The sequence below is a fragment of the Arenibaculum sp. genome (assembly GCF_035998295.1).
GTDB lineage: Bacteria > Pseudomonadota > Alphaproteobacteria > Azospirillales > Azospirillaceae > DASYHS01.
Map to the genome: position 1 here is coordinate 38,332 of NZ_DASYHS010000224.1, position 16,588 is coordinate 54,919.

Consider the following 16,588-nt stretch of genomic DNA (forward strand, 5'->3'; position numbering starts at 1 on the left):
CGATGGCGCATATCCAGGGCAGCAAACCCGAAACCTTCGACTTCCGCAGCATCCGGTACGAGAAGACCGGCTGGAAGGCGACGATCACGATCAACCGTCCCCAGGCGCTGAACGCGATCGACCTCGTCGCCTTCCGCGAGATCTCGGAAGCGTTGCGCGATGCCGAGTGGGACGATCACGTCGCGGTCGTGGTCCTGACCGGCGAGGGCGACCGGGCGTTCTGCGCCGGCGCCGACCTGAAGGAGCACTATGAACTCTGCACGCGCCCGCGCGACTACTTCAAGTGGATCAGCGAGTTCATCGCGATGCAGACGCGCCTCGTCCGCCTCGGGAAACCGACGATCGCGCGCCTCAACGGGCTCGTGCTCGGCGCCGGCAACGAGCTGAACCTGGCATGCGACCTCTCGGTCGCCGCCGACGACGTCGTGATCCGTCAGGCGGGCACCGCGCGCGGCAGCGTCGCCGCGATCGGCGTCACGCAATGGCTGCCACTGGTCGTCGGCGACCGGCGGGCTCGCGAAATCCTGCTTCTGTGCGAAGACATTCCTGCGCAGAAGGCGATGGACTGGGGCCTCATCAACGAGGTGGTCCCGCGCGCCGAACTCGATGCGGCGGTCGATCGGCTGGTGGACAAGCTGACCAACAAGTTCGCGGAATCCACCCGGTATACGAAGACGCAGACGAACTTCTTCAAGGAACTCGTCTGGGGCATCACCGCCGCCCATGCCGGCGACTGGCTGGCCATACACAGCGGCTCCACCGAGACCTTCGAGGGCATGCGCGCCTTCCTGGAGAAGCGCCCCGTCGCCCACATGGAGTTCCGGGAGAAGGCGGCTGCCGACCGTTCGCCCGAATTCCCCTGGGGCGCCCCGACATCGAGCTGCACGAACTGCGGCAGCAAACAGCTTCCCGCCCACCACCGGTTCTGCGGTACCTGCGGCACGCCGCTGTCCGGGGATCCGTCCTGACAGGGAGAGACAGCGTGATCCACGCCCAGGCCGACCACCACTCCCGAGGAGGTGCCGAAGCGCTCGACCATGCGGTCGGCGTCGCAGCGGAGGCCGGGTTGTCGAGCTTGCCCAGCGAAGCGTTCCACTTCGATCTCGCAAGCCGCAGCTTCCGGCTCGTCGAGGGCGAACGGCTGACCGCGTTCCTCGCCGCCCTGCGCCGGCAGCGCCGGCAGGCGGAAGCGGCACCCGACCCTCGGCACCTCCAGCGGCTCGCCGACGCCGCCATAGCCGCATTGCGCCGGGAAGCCGGCACCGATCTCGATCGCATGGCGACACTCGTCGTCGAGGGCGCGGGGGCCGGCCTGGACGAGGCATGGATCGACCGGGTGGCGGCGCTCCGGCCGATCGACTGGCGGCTGGCCGCCCTCTACGCCCGGGTCGTCGGTTGCGACGCCGTGGGAACGGCCGAAGGGCTGGGGGCGGCCCTCGGCCGGGAGACCGCCGCCTGGGCGCCGCCCGCGGAACTGGAGGCCAGCCTGAGGCGCCTGCAAAGGGCGGGCATCATCGAGGACGGAACCGATATCGCCCTCTCGGCCGACCCCTGGCTCCCGCCCCGCCGTCTCACCCGCGCCGGTGCCCGCATGCTGGTGCTCGCAGCCGCTTGAAGCGGCCGCGGGGCCAGCGGACCCGCCACCGAATCATTCTCGAAACGGTTCCCTTCCGTTGCTGTTGACCCTCTCCGATAACCCGCCCCCCGGGCGGGTATCCTCCACGGCAACCCAAAGGGAGGTACGCAATGCGTGCACTACTCGTACCGGCCATTGCTCTGACGATGTCCGTCTCTTCGGTGGCTCTTGCCCAGAGCCAGCAGGGTGGCACACAGCAGCCCCCGCAGAGCGGAAGCCAGCAGCAGGCACAGCAGAGCAGCGGCCAGCAGAGCACCAGCCAGCAGAGCGCAGGCCAGCAGAGCGCAGGCCAGCAGGCGCAGCAGAGCGGGAACCAGCAGGTTTCGACCCGGAGCTACGAAGAGGTCGAGACGTCCCTGAAGGAGGCCGGCTTCGAGGATGTCCGGACCCTCAACGCGGCGTACCTGGTCAGCGCGATGACCAAGGAAGGCGAGCAGGTCACCTTCGTCGTCGACCCGCCCGCCCCGGAAGCGGCCGGAGCCACGGCCGGAGCCACGACCGGCGCCGCGCCCGCGGACCAGACGGCGCTGAGGAACCAGCAGCAGATCCGCGATGACCTGACGCAGGCCGGCTTCACGAACGTCCAGATCCTGGATGCGGCCTATCTGGCGGCGGGAACCACCCGCAGCGGCGATCAGATCACGATGATGATCGACCCGAGCATGAGCGGCGGGGCCACCGGCTCGACCGGTTCCAGCGGCAGCCAGCCGACGACCGGCCAGGGCGGTTCGGCCACGCAGAGCGGCCAGCCGCAGTAGCCTGTGACGGAAGGCGCCGCCCGGGACACCCCGGGCGGCGCCGCCTTTTTGCACCTATGTCTTCAGAACCACCTTCATGCACTCGTCCTGTTTTTTGGAGAAGAGCTGATAGCCCAGCGGCGCCTCGTCCAGGTTCAGGCGGTGCGTGACGATGAAGCTGGGATCGATCTCCCCCTTCTCGATCCGCTCCAGCAAGGGGCGAAGATAGTGATGTACGTGAGCCTGCCCGGCCTTGATCGTCAGCGACCGGTTCACCACCGAGCCCATGGGGAACTTGTCGACGAAGCCGCTGTAGACCCCGATCACGGAAACCGTACCGCCATTGCGGCAGGCCATGATCGCCTGGCGCAGCGCCATCGGCCGGTCCGTCTCCAGCATCATCGCCTGCTTGGCCCGGTCGTAGGCGGCGACGACCCCCAGCCCGTGAGCCTCCATGCCGACGGCATCGATGCACGCGTCGGGCCCCCGGCCGCCGGTCATCTCCTTCAGCGCTTCGTGGACGTCGGTATCCTCGTAGTCGATCGTCTCGGCGCCGCCCTGCTCGGCCATGCGGAGCCGGTAGGAAAACCGGTCGATGGCGATCACCCGCTCGGCCCCGAGCAGGAAAGCGCTGCGGATCGCGAACTGGCCGACCGGGCCGCAGCCCCAGACCGCAACCGTGTCGCCGCGCTGGATGTTGCAGTTCTCGGCGCCCATGTAGCCCGTGGGGAAGATGTCGGACAGGAACAGCGCCTGGTCGTCCGACATCCCGTCGGGCACCTTGATCGGTCCGACATCGGCGTAGGGGACCCGCGCGTACTCGGCCTGCCCGCCGGCGTAGCCGCCGAGCAGGTGCGAATACCCATAGATGGCCGAGGGTGAATAACCCCACATCTTCTCGGCCATCCAGGCGTTCGGATTGGAGTTCTCGCACACCGAGTAGAGGTGGTGCTCGCAGGAGAAGCAGCTGCCGCAGGCTATCGGAAACGGCACTACGACGCGGTCCCCGACCTTCAGGTTCCTGATCTCCTTGCCCACCTCGACGACCTCGCCCATGAATTCATGGCCGAGAATGTCCCCCTTCTGCATGGTCGGGATAAAACCGTTGTAAAGGTGCAGGTCGGAACCGCAGATGGCGGTGGACGTGATCCGGACGATCGCGTCGCGCGGGTTCAGTATCGTCGGGTCCGGAACGTTCTCGACCCGCACGTCCGTCTTGCCCATCCAGCAAAGCGCTCTCATCGCCGTCTCCTTGGGAAGGTCTCGAGGTGATCCACCGGCCCCGCAGGGACATGGGCCGGTGAATGCGGCCACGCGCAGCCGATGCCGCGGGTACTGCGCGCGGAAAGGTTTCCCGACAACAGGCGTCGTCGCCCGATCTTCCCCTCGTGCCCGATATACCCTCCGCCGGCCGGCCGACACCCGGCAGGAGGGATGGAGGATCATCCGGACAGGGGCCGGCTCATTCGTCCGGAAGAGCAGCGGCGACAGGACGGTTCCGCCCATGGGGCGCCCAACCGAGCGCCATGCCCGCGGCGCCGAGCAGGATCGCCCCGGCTCCCAGGCGCCCGCCCCGCTCGGTGGCGCCGACAGCGAACCGAGCGGTGCGGGCATCACGATGCCGACGCAGCCCCGAAGACGCATCGCCGGAAAACGACATTCGCCGCCTGCTGGCCCGACAGGACGACGAACCAGCCGATCATCCCCAGTATCGGCATGGCCGCGGGGAGCCGGCCGCGGACGGCCGGCTCCCGGCTTCCGTTCCGGTCAGCGGCGGCGGAGCTGCTCCACGTCACGCACCGCGCCGCGGGCGGCGCTGGTGGTCAGGGCGGCATAGGCCTGCAGCGCCACCGAGACGGGACGGTCGCGGTCGGCCGGACGCCATGCCATTTCGCCTCTGGCCTGCATCCGCTCGCGCCGGCGCGCGATCTCCGCATCGTCCAGAACGACCCGGATGGAACGGTTCGGGATGTCGATCTCGATGATGTCGCCGTCCTCGACCAGGCCGATCAGGCCACCCTCGCCCGCCTCGGGGGAAATATGGCCGATGGAGAGCCCGGCGCTGCCGCCGGAGAAGCGGCCATCGGTGATCAGGGCGCAGCTCTCCTTGAAGCCGCGCGTCTTCAGGTAGCTGGTCGGGTACAGCATCTCCTGCATGCCCGGCCCGCCCCGCGGCCCTTCGTAGCGGATCACTACGGCGTCCCCGTGCTTGACCCGGCCGTCCAGGATGCCCGCGCACCCCTCATCCTGGCTTTCGAACACGCGCGCCGGTCCCCGGAAGGTCAGCAGGTTCGTGGCGACGCCCGCGGTCTTAACGATGCAGCCGTCCTCGGCCAGGTTGCCGTAGAGAACGGCGAGGCCGCCGTCCCGACTGAAGGCGTTCTCGACGTTGCGGATCGCCCCCTTGGAACGATCGAGATCGAGCTCCGCGTACCGCTTCTCCTGGCTGAAGGCCTGGGTGGTGCGCACGCCGCCCGGTGCCGCGCAATAGAAGCGACGCACATCCGGGTCGTCCGTCCGCAGCACGTCCAGCCGATCGATCGCCTCGCCGAGGGTCGGGGCATGGACGGTGCCTACGTGCCGGTGGATCAGCCCGGCCCGGTCCAGCTCGCCCAGGATGCCGTAGATCCCGCCGGCGCGATGCACGTCCTCCATGTAGACGTCGCCGGTGGCGGGCGCCACCTTGCACAGGTGGGGTACGCGCCGGGACAGGCGATCGATGTCCTTCATCGTGAAGGGCACCTTGCCTTCATGGGCGGCAGCCAGCAGGTGCAAGATCGTGTTGGTGGAACCGCCCATCGAGATGTCGAGCGTCATCGCGTTCTCGAAGCCGTCGAAATTCGCGATGCTGCGCGGCAGGACCGAGGCATCGTCCTGCTCGTAATGGCGCTTGGTGATCTCGACGATGCGTCGACCGGCGCCGAGGAACAGCTCCCTGCGGTCGGCATGCGTCGCCAGTACCGTGCCGTTGCCGGGAAGGCCGAGGCCGAGCGCCTCGACGAGGCAGTTCATGGAGTTCGCGGTGAACATGCCCGAGCAGGAGCCGCAGGTCGGGCAGGCCGAGCGCTCGATCTCCAGAAGTTCCTCGTCCGAGACCTTCGGGTCCGGGCCGGCGATCATCGGATCGACGAGATCCAGGCCGCGGATCTTGCCGTCCTTGATAATCCGTCCGGCCTCCATCGGCCCGCCCGAAACGAAGATGGTCGGAATGTTCAGGCGCAGGGCCGCCATTAGCATGCCCGGCGTGATCTTGTCGCAGTTGGAGATGCAGACCAGGGCGTCCGCGCAATGCGCATTCACCATGTACTCGACGGCATCGGCGATCACTTCGCGCGAGGGCAGGCTGTACAGCATGCCGCTGTGGCCCATGGCAATGCCGTCGTCGACTGCGATCGTATTGAATTCCTTCGCCACGCCTCCGGATTTCTCGATCTCCCGGGCGACGAGCTGGCCCAGATCCTTCAGGTGCACGTGCCCGGGCACGAACTGCGTGAACGAGTTGGCGACCGCGATGATCGGCTTGCCGAAGTCCGCGTCCGTCATTCCGGTCGCGCGCCACAAGCCGCGGGCACCGGCCATGTTGCGGCCATGGGTCGTCGTTCGGGAACGATAGGCGGGCATGCTTCCTCTCCTCTTACGAGTCCTAGGCCAACCACGTCTTCATCGAGCAAGTCCTAGGTCAATCCGGCACAGGGCACAAGGTCTGGTTGTCGCATCACCGGGCCGCCGCGCGGCGGTGTTTTCCGGCATTCGCCACCTCGTCCAGAAAGGCGCCAACGTAGCCGTCGATCATCGCCGCCGTCAATTCGGGCCCTTCGAAGAACGAGGATTCGAAGTCCTGTCGCCCACTCATATAGGGATGAAAACGCGAAAGCTGTGCATCCAACCGGCGCTCGGCCGACGTGGCATCGGCCGGCAGATCGGTGACGGGGATCGGGACGGGAGCCCCGGTCCGCCGCACGAAGGCGTGCCGGACCGCCCCGAGGCTGGTCGGGTGGGGGGTGGTGAGATGAACGACCGCTCCGGCACGATCCAGGCGCTGCGTGGAGATCATGGCCTCGACCAGCCAGTCGATCGGCACCAGGTTGAGCGTCGCTTCGGGATCGTAACGGACGCGCAACGGGCGCTCCGCGCCGCGGACGCCCCGGCGCAGCATCTCCAGCACCCCGTAGAGGCCGAACCGCGCGCCACCCGTCGCGAAGGTCGTGCTCGGCCCGATCACGATGCTCGGCCGGAGGATGTGGAAGTCGATACCCCGCCGGGTACAAGTCTCGGCGACGAGTTGTTCGCACAGGCATTTCGAACGCTCGTAGGCATTCCGGAAGCGCCGCCCGGGATCGTGCAGCGCCTCGGGTGCCGGGCCGTCCACCAGACCCGCGGCATAGGCCGTGGAGACGTAGACCACCCTCGCGGCGCCGAGATGCGCCGCAAGGTCGAGGACGGTCCGCGTACCTTCGACGTTCTCGGCCACCAGTTCCTCGTCCGCCGGGTCGGTGAAGCTGACATTCGCCGCGGCGTGCCAGATCTCCCCCACGCCCCGTCGTTCCAGCGCGGCCAGCGCTTCCGGGCCGAGGCCGAGCATCGGGCGCATCACGTCCCCGGCGAAGGCGAGCGGGCGGCGCATCGGTCCGGACGCATCCCCGTCGGCCGCCGCGGCGGAGGCCAGCTGGCCGGCCAGGCGCGCGGCGGCGGCTTCATCACTCGCTGCACGAACCACCGCTGCGACCTCGCGGTCGCCGCGTTCCACCGAGAGCCGGTGGAACAGGCGGCTGCCGACGAAGCCCGTCGCTCCCGTGACGATGATCATCGATGCTCCCGGACATTACGTTCCGAGAATAGTTCATTCTTATTGTTCAAAGAACGCAATTTATCTCGCAGCTCAAAGGACCGGAATGTCGCTTCCACGCCGCAGGGTTCATGGAATCGTACCCGGACCCGCGGGACCGGCCGGTTCGATCGTCTCGAATGTAACGAACGTTTGAGAGAGTTTTGCGAACGTTGCTTGACGAGCCAGCCGCGAATGCCGAGACTAGCGCAAACGCCCGGAAACGTGGCATTCAGAGTGTCACGACCTGCCGCGTACGCAGGTTGCAACGATAAACGGGCGAAAGCTGCATCGGGGGGGACATGACCGGACCGCCGGTTCCGGCAACCATAGGGTTGGGATGGACGAAGGGAAACGGCCGCGACCGCTTTCCGGCATGTCATCGCGCCCGCATCCAGCCATGAACATTCCGAGCAGCTCAAGACCGCCGAACGTTGCGGCCCGCCGGGAGCAGTGCCTTTTTCACGGCCACCGCCCATGCCTTCGGCCCGGCGCATCATCCGTTCCGAACTGCCCATTTCGAGTTAAAGGGAGGAAATCTTGTTTCTCAAGAAAGTCGCACTCGCCGGCGTGATCGGCCTCGGCCTCGCCACCACCTCGGCCATGGCCGAAGAACTGAAAGTGGGCTATTCGCTGCCCGCCACTTCGCATTACGGCGCCGCGGCGACCGCGTTCGGCGAGGAGCTGGAGCGTCTGTCGAACGGCAAGTGGACCATCCGGCAGTTTCCGGCGAACGCGCTCGGCGGTGAGCGCGAGATGGTCGAAGGCGCGCAGATCGGTACCGTCGACGTCGTGATGACCTCGACCGGCCCGGTCGGCAACTTCGTTCCCGAGACGCTGATCACGGACATTCCCTTCCTGTTCCGGGACTACGCCCATGCCCATGCGGTGCTCGACGGCCCGATCGGGCGCGCCATCCTGGACGAGTTCCCGAAGCACGGCCTGATCGCCCTGGCCTGGGCGGAGAACGGGTTCCGCAATCTCACCAATGATCTGCGCCCCGTTCGCACGCCGGAAGATGCCGCCGGCCTCAAGGTCCGCACCATGGAAAACCCGGTGCACATGACGGCCTTCCGCACGCTGGGCGTGCTGCCGACCCCGATGGCCTTCCCCGAGCTGTTCACCGCCCTCCAGCAGGGCACGGTGGACGGCCAGGAGAACCCGATCGGCGTGATCCTGTCGGCGAAGTTCGACCAGGTGCAGAAGTACCTGTCCCTGACCCAGCACGTCTATTCGCCCGCCCTCGTGATCCTGTCGCCCGCGGTCTGGAACGGCCTCAGCGACGAGGAGAAGGACTGGTTCAAGCAGGCCGGCAAGGCAGCCGCCCAGGCGATGCGCAAGAAGGCTTACGACGACGCGCAGAACGGCATCGCCGAGTTGCAGAGCCGCGGCATGGAGATCGTCACCGACGTCGACCGTGCGGCGTTCGAAGCGGCCCTGGCGCCGGCGTTCGCGGAGTATGCGAAGACCTTCGATCCGGCCAAGATCGAGGAAATCCGCAACTACCGGCCCTGAAGCCGGTCCGGCGCGCAGCCCGAGGGGCAGGCGCGCCGGCATCCGCCGGTATCCGCGCCGGTCCATTCCTGGACCGGCGCGTCTTTTCGCCCGCACACCCGAATTTCCGGAGGACCGAGGCTTGGCCGCTGCCCTGTCGACGTTGGAACGCTTCCTCATGCGCTGGACCCTGCGCGTCGCGATGCTGCTTCTCGCGCTCATGAGCTGCGTCTCGTTCTACCAGGTCGTGACCCGGTTTCTGTTCGAGCAGCCGTCCACCTGGTCCGAGGTCGTCGCGCGCACGCTGAGCATCTGGATGGTCTATCTGGGCGTCGCGGTCGCTTTCCGCACCGGCGCCCTGATGTCCGTCGACTACGTGATCGAAAGGCTGCGCGGCGGCGCGCGCGCGCTGCTGGTGATGATCATCTTCGGCACGTCGCTCGGCGTTCTCCTCGTCCTGGTCTGGTACGGGATCGACATGGCGCAACGCGTCCAGTTCCAGACGCTTGCTGGCGTCTACAATCCGTTCACCGGCCTGCCTCTTTCCATCTCGATCGTCTATGCCGCGGCCCCGACGGGGGCGGCGCTCGCGATCATCGGCCTGCTCGCACGAACGGTCGAGCAGTTGCGGGAGTCCGTGGGGGCAGGCAAGGTACCGACGAACCGCGAGCTCTTCGAGATCTGAGGCATCACCGATGACCAGCTTCATGCTCATGGCGATGGTGCTGCTGCTCGCTCTCAGCGTACCCGTCGCCGTCGCCGTCGCTGTCGCCTCGATCGGCGGCGTGGCCCTGTTCACTCAGTTGCCCCTGGTCGTCGTCGCCCAGAAGATGGTGACGTCGATCGACAGCTTCCCGCTGATGGCGATCCCCTTCTTCATCCTGGCCGGCAACCTGATGGAGGCCGGCGGCATATCCAGGCGGCTGGTGGAGTTCGCCAAATCGGTGGTCGGCGGCCTTCAGGGCGGGCTCGCCTGCTCCTGCGTGCTGACCTGCATGATCTTCGCGTCGGTGTCGGGATCGAGCGTCGCGACGACATTCGCGATCGGCGCCATCATCATCCCCGCCATGCTCGCGCACGGGTATCCGCGCGGCTTTGCCGCCTCGCTGCAGGCGACGTCGGCGGAGCTGGGCGTCATCATCCCCCCCTCCATTCCGATGATCCTCTACGGCGTTTCGGCCGAGGTCTCGATCGGCGAACTGTTCATCGCCGGCATCGGTCCGGGCATCCTGATCGGCGTCGCGCTGACGCTGTACGTCTACATCACCTGCCGGGTGAAAGGCTGGGGCCGCGAGGATCGCGAGGGCAAGCTCGGCATTCTGCCGGCAGCCAAGCATGCGAGCCTGGCGCTGCTGATGCCGGTCATCATCATCGGCGGCATCTACCAGGGCGTGTTCACGCCCACCGAGGCATCGGTCGTCGCGGTCTTCTATGCGCTGCTGGTCGGCATGGGCATCTACCGCACGATCGGTATCGCCGATCTCGGGCCGGTGCTCCGCAAATCCGTCATCTCCTCCGCCATCATCATGTTCATCATCGCCGCGGCGGGCCTGTTCAGCTTTCTGATCACCCAAGCCGGCGTGCCGGCTATTGCCGGGCAGTGGATCTCGAGCGTCATCAGTGCCGATTGGCAGTTCCTGCTGGCGGTCAACGTGTTCCTGTTCCTCGTCGGCATGTTCATCGAAACCTCGGCGGCGATCATCGTGCTGGCGCCGATACTGGCGCCGGTCGCCATCCATTTCGGTGTCGATCCCGTTCATTTCGGCCTGATCATGATCGTGAACCTCGCGATGGGCATGATCACGCCGCCTTTCGGCGTCAATCTCTTCGCCGCCTGCCAGGTCGGCAATATCGGGCTGGACCGTGTCATCTCCCATCTGGTCCCGTTCGTGCTCGTGATCGTGGGCTGCCTGGCGATCATCACGTATTTCCCGTCGGTCTCCCTGTTCTTCCGGAATCTCGTCTACTGACGACGGCGCGGCGTCCGCCGCGCCGCCTTGCCGCTGGACACCCTGCCGCTGGCGGGCTCCAGCGTGCCGGGTGCCTTGGCGCCCGGACGCGAACCATGGGCGCCTTCGCGCCCGGACGCGAATCATGTCCGCTTGGCAACCTGTCTCCGTTCATATGAACTTGACATAATGGGTTGCGCAGAGAGTATGATTGTTTCTGTGAAATTGCTGCAATAGTACTCTCTTAAGAAGGGTTCCGGCAGCGTCGCATCGGGGAGCGTGGCAACACGAAGATGCGCCGCGCCGTTCGGGCGCCTACCCGAGCGGAATCTGAAGATGCGCGCTTCGGCCCCGTGCCTCCGGCATCGGGATGCCGAAGCCCGGCAAGTCTCGTGCCGTGACTGCAAGTCAAGACGGTCGCCGTTGGAAACGACGGGCGGCACCGCTTCCGTTCGGCCAGGGATCGGGCGTGGGACGGGTCGCCCGCAGATGCGGAGAATCGACATGCAGGCTCATCGAGTGACGTGGATTGCAAGGCGCCACAGAGGCGCCGCCGCCGAAATCACCCATCTCGGCGGCAACAACTGGGTTCTGTCCAGCCGCGAAGTCGCCGCACGCATCAGAGCAGGCATGGATGCCTGCGGAGACGTCTTCATCGTCGAGGATGCCGGCGAGACCGCGCTCGTCCAGGTCGAACGCGACCGGCGAGGCGACCCGCAGCTCAAGACCGTCGTCGGCGGCGTGCCGACCGACCATCTGCACCGGCTGCCATGCCGGTCGGCCCCTCGGGTGGAGCAGGCCAGCTGACGGAATTGTAACCACGCTGAAATTTTTCACCCATGCCGGCTGCCGGCCGGCTCCAGAAGGACTGGTAGCCCCATGCGTGTCTATTACGATCGCGATGCGGACGTGAATGTGATCAAGGGCAGGAAAGTCGCCATCCTCGGCTACGGCAACCAAGGCCGGGCGCATGCGCAGAACCTGCGCGACAGCGGCGTGCGAGAGGTGGCGGTGGCGCTGCGACCGGGCTCGGCAGCGGCTGAAGGAGCCGCATCGGCCAACCTCGCCGTGATGACGCCGGCCGAGGCGGCGGGCTGGGCCGACGTGCTGATGATTCTGATCCCCGACGAGTTGCAGGCGAAAGTCTACGCGGAGGAGATCGCCCCCAACCTGAAGGACGGGGCGGCGCTGGCCTTCGCCCACGGCTTCAACATCCATTTCCGCCTGATCGAGCCGCGGCCCGAGGTCGACGTATTCATGATCGCGCCGAAGGGGCCTGGACACACGGTCCGCTCGGAATACCTGCGCGGCGCCGGGGTACCGTGCCTGGTCGCGGTGGATCGCGACGCATCGGGCAACGCGCTTGAGATCGCGCTGTCCTATGCGTCGGCGATCGGCGGCGGTCGCGCGGGCGTGATCGAGACGACTTTCAAGGAAGAGTGCGAGACCGACCTTTTCGGCGAGCAGACGGTGCTGTGCGCCGGTCTCAACGAATTGATCCTGTCGGCCTTCGAGACCTTGGTCGAAGGCGGATATGCACCGGAAATGGCCTATTTCGAATGCCTGCACGAGGTGAAGCTGGTCGTCGATCTCCTGTATGAGCGCGGCATGGCGAGAACCCGCCGGGCCTGCTCCAACACTGCCGAGTACGGCGACTATACCCGCGGCCGCCGCCTGATCGGCCCGGGCGTGCGCCAGGAGATGAAGCGCATCCTCGAGGAGATCCAGTCCGGCAGTTTCGCTCGCGAATGGGTACTCGAGAACGCCGCCGGGCAAGCCAGTTTCAAGGCGATGCGCCGCCGTGCCGCCGAGCACCCGATCGAGGAGGTCGGCGAACGGCTGCGGGCGATGATGCCATGGATCGCGGAAAACGCGCCGAAGGCGTGAACCGCGCTCCGCTCCTTCACCGCAACTGGGGGCGTTCATGACGGAATCCTTCGCCTATGAGACCGCCGGGAACATCCAGGTGACCCGGACCGCGACCGAGCTCACCTTCGCCGGCGCCCTCGACGGCATCATGCGGGCGCTCGACGAGCATTGCGGCGTCCTGCTCGGCAGCGACTACGAGTATCCCAACCGTTACGGCCGGTGGGCGATGGGTTTCATCGACCCGCCGCTCCACCTGACGACGCGAGCGGGCCGCTTCGTGCTGTCGGCGGCCAACGAGCGCGGGCAGGTGCTGCTCGCGGCCCTGCGCCCCGCGATCGTTTCACATCCCCATGTCGGGCGTGCAACCGTCGGCGCCACCGCGATCGAGGGCGAAGTGATCGCGCCGACGGCACCGTTCGACGAGGCCGCACGCACGCGCCAGCCCTCGGTGTTCAGCGTCCTGCGCACCGTGCTCGCGGTTTTCGCCAGTCCGGAAGATCAGCATCTCGGGCTGTACGGTGCGTTCGGCTACGATCTGATCTACCAGGTGGAGCCGATCGGCGGGCTGCGGGACAGGCCGGACGATCAGCGCGACTATGCCGGCTACCTGCCGGACAGCCTCGTCGTGGTCGACCACCAGCGCCAGCGTGCGATCCGCTACGACTATGATTTCGCCGTCGAAGGCCGGTCGACGGCCGGCCTGCCGCGTACCGGTCCGGTACGGGACTACCGTGGCCGGATGCCGCGCACCCTGCCCGGTCCCGGCGATTTCCAGCCCGGCGAGTATGCGGCCCTGGTCGAGCAGGCACAGGCGTTCTTCCAGCGGGGCGACCTGTTCGAGGTCGTGCCGAGCCGCAGCATCTACGAACCGTGCGATGCCGCCCCCTCGGTCCTGTTCGATACGTTGCGCCGCATCAACCCCAGCCCCTACACCTTCCTGCTCAACCTCGACGGCGAATATCTCGTCGGCGCCTCGCCCGAGATCTTCGTCCGCGTCACCGGCAGCCGGGTCGAGACCTGCCCGATCAGCGGCACGATCCAGCGCGGCCGCGACGCGATCGAGGACGCCGAGCACATCCGGACCCTGCTCAACTCGCGCAAGGACGAGGCCGAGCTGACGATGTGCACCGACGTCGACCGCAACGACAAGAGCCGGGTCTGCCTGCCCGGCTCGGTGCGGGTGATCGGGCGGCGGCAGATCGAGCTGTACAGTCACCTGATCCACACCGTCGACCACGTGGAAGGAACGTTGTCGCCGGACTGCGACGCACTGGACGCTTTCCTGTCCCATGCCTGGGCGGTGACGGTGACGGGGGCACCCAAGCGCGCGGCGATCTCGTTCATCGAGCGCCACGAGCGCACGGCGCGGCGCTGGTACGGCGGGGCGGTCGGCTGGCTCGGCTTCGACGGCAACGTCAACACCGGACTGACCCTGCGAACGATCCGCCTCAAGGACCGGACCGCGGAAATCCGGGTCGGAGCGACGCTGCTCGCCGATTCGGACCCCGTGGCCGAGGAGGAGGAAACGACGACCAAGGCGAAGGCGCTGCGCGCGACGCTGGCGGCGGTCCGCGCCGGCCCCGGCACGGTCCGGCGCCCACCGCCCTGGCTCGGCGTGGAGGCGCATCGCGGCAAGCGCATCCTGATGGTCGACTGCGAGGACAGCTTCGTTCACACGCTGGCGAGCTATTTCCGGGCGACCGGGGCATCGATGGCGGTACTCCGGCACGACGTCGTACAGGGCGCGCTCGCCGGAGAGGAATGGGACCTCGCGGTCTTCTCGCCGGGCCCGGGCAACCCGTCGGAGTTCGGCGTCCCGGACGGGATTCGAGCCTGCGTCGATCGCGGCATCCCGGTATTCGGGGTATGCCTGGGCATGCAGGGAATTGCCGAGGCGTTCGGCGGAACGCTCGGCGTCATGCCGGTACCCCAACACGGCAAACCGGCGGAAATCGAGATCAGCGACCATAGGATGCTGTTCGCAGGCCTCCCCGAGCGCTTCACCGTCGGCCGCTACCACTCGCTCCAGGCCGACCCGACGACGCTGCCGTCGGTCCTTTTGCCGACCGCCCGCTCGCGCGACGGGGTCATCATGGCGCTCGAGCACGAGCACCTGCCTGTCGCGGGCGTGCAGTTCCACCCCGAGTCGATCATGACCGCCGCGGACGACATCGGCTATCGCATCATTGCCAACGTCATGTCCGGCCTTGCGCGCCGAAACCCGGCGGAACGCACGCGGGACCGGGACATGCCCGCATGCCAGGCTTGAGCGGGCCTTCGGGGGTCGCCCGCATCGGGCCGGTTTCACCCGCGTCGTAGGCGGCGTCGAGAAAGTTGTGGCTTGACGCCGAGCCCGCCAGGATGGACCAACGTCGTGACGGATGCCGTGGGCATCCGTCACCTTTGTCCGCCGGCGGGAGCACGCCCATGAAGTCCACGATCGAGATCCCGCTTCCGGCGGCCGGCCTCGGCACTCGCCGGGCGCTGACGCTGCACCGCTACGGTGCTCCGGACCGGCGTCCGCACGTCCATCTCCAGGCGGCCCTGCATGCGGACGAACTGCCGGGCGCGCTGGTGCTGCACCATCTGATGCGGCTGCTGGACGATGCGGATGCCCGGGGAAAGGTCGTGGGCGGGATCACGGTCCTGCCGGTCGCCAACCCGATCGGCCTCGACCAGCACCTGATGGCGCATCACGTCGGGCGTTTCGAACTGGCGAACGGGCGCAATTTCAACCGCCACTTCCCCAACCACGACGAAGCGGCCGCCGCCTGGCTGGACGGCCGGCTCGGCAGCGACGCCGCCGCCAACGTCGTCCTGGTGCGCGAGGCGCTGCGCGCCTGCTGGGAGGCGGCCGGCGGCGACGCCGTGGACGAGGGCGAGCATCTACGCCGGACGCTCTACGGGCTCGGGCTCGGTGCCGACATCGTGCTCGACCTGCATTGCGACAATCAGGCCGTCATGCATGTCTACACCAGCACCGCCTGCTGGCCCGACGCCGACGACCTCACCCGCCAGCTCGGGGCGGAAGCCGTGCTGCTGGCCGAGGTGTCGGGCGGCGACCCCTTCGACGAGGCGTTCTCCAGGCCTTGGGTCGCCTTGTCGAAGCGCTTCGGCCCCCGGCAGCCCATTGCGCAAGGCTGCCTGTCGGCAACGGTCGAGCTGCGCGGCGAAAGCGACGTGCGCGACGATCTGGCCGAAGCGGATGCGCTGAACCTGTTCCGTTTCCTGCAGCGGCGCGGCGCGGTGGCCGGCGATCCGGGACCGCTACCCGATGCCCGGTGCGAGGCCAGCCCCCTCGAAGGCGTCGACACGGTGCGCTCGCCGGTCGCCGGCGTGCTGAGCTTCGTTGCCGAGCCGGGGGCGAAAATCCGGGCGGGCGACGTGGTCGGCCACGTCACGGAGCCCATGACGGGCGCGCGCTCGGCGCTTGCGAGCCGCACCGACGGCATCCTGTTCGCGCGCGTGGCGACGCGCCTCGCCCGGCCGGGGGACGTCGTGTGCAAGGTGGCGGGCGCGGTCCCGCTGGCGGGCCGCTCGGGCAAACTGCTTACGGACTGAGCACGATGGCCGGCACGTTCCGGCTCGACCGGACCAATCTCAAGATCCTCCAGGCGCTGCAGACCCAGGCGCGGATCACCAACCTTGCGCTCGCCCGCCTGGTCAACCTTTCGCCGAGCCCCTGCCTGGAGCGGGTGAAGCGGCTGGAAGCGTCGGGCTGCATCCGCCGCTACCGTACCGACATCGACCTGGACCTCATCTGCTCCAACGTGCGGGTCTTCGCCGAAGTGACGCTGGAGAACCACCGGCCGGAGGATTTCCGCCGATTTGCCGAGGCGATCCGCGCCATTCCCGAGATCGTCGCCGCGTACAAGATCAGCGGCCCCTTCGACTACACGCTCAGCATCGTCTGTCGTGACATCCGGCACTATTACGAGCTGTCGGAACGGATCATCGACTCCGGGCTCGGCGTCGCCAAGTTCGTCGGGCACGTCGTACTGGAGCGGACGAAGGCTTTCGCGGGATATCCGCTGGACAAGCTGGTCGAGCCGGAGGCGTAGCACGACCCCGCCGCGTA

General features: G+C 67.5%; 14 protein-coding genes. 11 read left to right on the plus strand and 3 right to left on the minus strand.

The features are described 5' to 3' along the window. The first annotated feature begins 2 nt into the window (after window positions 1-2). From VGO20_RS21600 to VGO20_RS21610, 3 genes are all read left to right on the plus strand, one after another. Entirely contained in the window at window positions 3-968 is a 966-nt protein-coding gene (locus VGO20_RS21600) for an enoyl-CoA hydratase-related protein (RefSeq protein ID WP_327504453.1), read from the plus strand. A gap of 14 nt (window positions 969-982) precedes the next feature. Then, window positions 983-1,615: a hypothetical protein gene (locus tag VGO20_RS21605; protein ID WP_327504454.1), complete on the plus strand. Its 633-nt coding sequence runs from the start codon at window positions 983-985 to the stop codon at window positions 1,613-1,615. Between the two features lie 131 nt (window positions 1,616-1,746). Beyond that, window positions 1,747-2,394, plus strand: coding sequence for a hypothetical protein (locus VGO20_RS21610; protein WP_327504455.1), 648 nt, complete (start codon window positions 1,747-1,749; stop codon window positions 2,392-2,394). A gap of 54 nt (window positions 2,395-2,448) precedes the next feature. Here the strand turns inward: VGO20_RS21610 and VGO20_RS21615 are convergent, their stop codons facing one another. The 3 genes from VGO20_RS21615 to VGO20_RS21625 all read right to left on the minus strand — a co-directional run bounded on the left by VGO20_RS21615 (window position 2,449) and on the right by VGO20_RS21625 (window position 7,180). Next, complete coding sequence (locus VGO20_RS21615) at window positions 2,449-3,615, minus strand: zinc-dependent alcohol dehydrogenase (RefSeq protein WP_327504456.1); 1,167 nt, start codon at window positions 3,613-3,615, stop codon at window positions 2,449-2,451. A gap of 525 nt (window positions 3,616-4,140) precedes the next feature. Continuing rightward, on the minus strand, window positions 4,141-5,994 hold the full coding sequence (ilvD, locus tag VGO20_RS21620; protein WP_327504457.1) for a dihydroxy-acid dehydratase: 1,854 nt from the start codon (window positions 5,992-5,994) through the stop codon (window positions 4,141-4,143). 94 nt (window positions 5,995-6,088) lie between these two features. Further along, complete coding sequence (locus tag VGO20_RS21625; protein WP_327504458.1) at window positions 6,089-7,180, minus strand: SDR family oxidoreductase; 1,092 nt, start codon at window positions 7,178-7,180, stop codon at window positions 6,089-6,091. A gap of 558 nt (window positions 7,181-7,738) precedes the next feature. Here VGO20_RS21625 and VGO20_RS21630 point away from each other — a divergent pair. The 8 genes from VGO20_RS21630 to VGO20_RS21665 all read left to right on the plus strand — a co-directional run bounded on the left by VGO20_RS21630 (window position 7,739) and on the right by VGO20_RS21665 (window position 16,571). Beyond that, on the plus strand, window positions 7,739-8,713 hold the full coding sequence (locus tag VGO20_RS21630) for a TRAP transporter substrate-binding protein (protein WP_327504459.1): 975 nt from the start codon (window positions 7,739-7,741) through the stop codon (window positions 8,711-8,713). 121 nt (window positions 8,714-8,834) lie between these two features. Next, window positions 8,835-9,377 carry a TRAP transporter small permease gene (locus VGO20_RS21635; RefSeq protein WP_327504460.1) on the plus strand — a complete coding sequence of 181 codons (543 nt, stop codon included), beginning with the start codon at window positions 8,835-8,837 and terminating at the stop codon, window positions 9,375-9,377. A 10-nt stretch (window positions 9,378-9,387) separates the two neighbouring features. Continuing rightward, window positions 9,388-10,662, plus strand: coding sequence for a TRAP transporter large permease (locus VGO20_RS21640; protein ID WP_327504461.1), 1,275 nt, complete (start codon window positions 9,388-9,390; stop codon window positions 10,660-10,662). A 483-nt stretch (window positions 10,663-11,145) separates the two neighbouring features. Next, window positions 11,146-11,448 carry a hypothetical protein gene (locus tag VGO20_RS21645; protein WP_327504462.1) on the plus strand — a complete coding sequence of 101 codons (303 nt, stop codon included), beginning with the start codon at window positions 11,146-11,148 and terminating at the stop codon, window positions 11,446-11,448. 72 nt (window positions 11,449-11,520) lie between these two features. Then, window positions 11,521-12,528, plus strand: a complete 1,008-nt coding sequence (gene ilvC / locus VGO20_RS21650) for a ketol-acid reductoisomerase (protein ID WP_327504463.1) — start codon at window positions 11,521-11,523, stop codon at window positions 12,526-12,528. 37 nt (window positions 12,529-12,565) lie between these two features. After that, window positions 12,566-14,779: an anthranilate synthase component I gene (locus tag VGO20_RS21655; RefSeq protein ID WP_327504464.1), complete on the plus strand. Its 2,214-nt coding sequence runs from the start codon at window positions 12,566-12,568 to the stop codon at window positions 14,777-14,779. Between the two features lie 158 nt (window positions 14,780-14,937). Beyond that, window positions 14,938-16,071, plus strand: a complete 1,134-nt coding sequence (locus VGO20_RS21660) for a succinylglutamate desuccinylase/aspartoacylase family protein (protein WP_327504465.1) — start codon at window positions 14,938-14,940, stop codon at window positions 16,069-16,071. Window positions 16,072-16,076: 5 nt separating this feature from the next. Beyond that, the gene (locus VGO20_RS21665; RefSeq protein WP_327504466.1) at window positions 16,077-16,571 is read left to right on the plus strand and encodes an Lrp/AsnC family transcriptional regulator; all 495 of its coding nucleotides are present in this window, start codon (window positions 16,077-16,079) and stop codon (window positions 16,569-16,571) included. Window positions 16,572-16,588: the final 17 nt, after the last annotated feature.

Coding starts and splice junctions, on each gene's coding strand:
- VGO20_RS21600 (WP_327504453.1), top strand. CDS start 3: ATGGCGCATATCCAGGGCAGCAAACCCGAAACCTTCGACTTCCGCAGC.
- VGO20_RS21610 (WP_327504455.1), top strand. CDS start 1,747: ATGCGTGCACTACTCGTACCGGCCATTGCTCTGACGATGTCCGTCTCT.
- VGO20_RS21615 (WP_327504456.1), bottom strand. CDS start 3,615: ATGAGAGCGCTTTGCTGGATGGGCAAGACGGACGTGCGGGTCGAGAAC.
- ilvD (WP_327504457.1), bottom strand. CDS start 5,994: ATGCCCGCCTATCGTTCCCGAACGACGACCCATGGCCGCAACATGGCC.
- VGO20_RS21625 (WP_327504458.1), bottom strand. CDS start 7,180: ATGATCATCGTCACGGGAGCGACGGGCTTCGTCGGCAGCCGCCTGTTC.
- VGO20_RS21640 (WP_327504461.1), top strand. CDS start 9,388: ATGACCAGCTTCATGCTCATGGCGATGGTGCTGCTGCTCGCTCTCAGC.
- VGO20_RS21645 (WP_327504462.1), top strand. CDS start 11,146: ATGCAGGCTCATCGAGTGACGTGGATTGCAAGGCGCCACAGAGGCGCC.
- ilvC (WP_327504463.1), top strand. CDS start 11,521: ATGCGTGTCTATTACGATCGCGATGCGGACGTGAATGTGATCAAGGGC.
- VGO20_RS21655 (WP_327504464.1), top strand. CDS start 12,566: ATGACGGAATCCTTCGCCTATGAGACCGCCGGGAACATCCAGGTGACC.
- VGO20_RS21660 (WP_327504465.1), top strand. CDS start 14,938: ATGAAGTCCACGATCGAGATCCCGCTTCCGGCGGCCGGCCTCGGCACT.
- VGO20_RS21665 (WP_327504466.1), top strand. CDS start 16,077: ATGGCCGGCACGTTCCGGCTCGACCGGACCAATCTCAAGATCCTCCAG.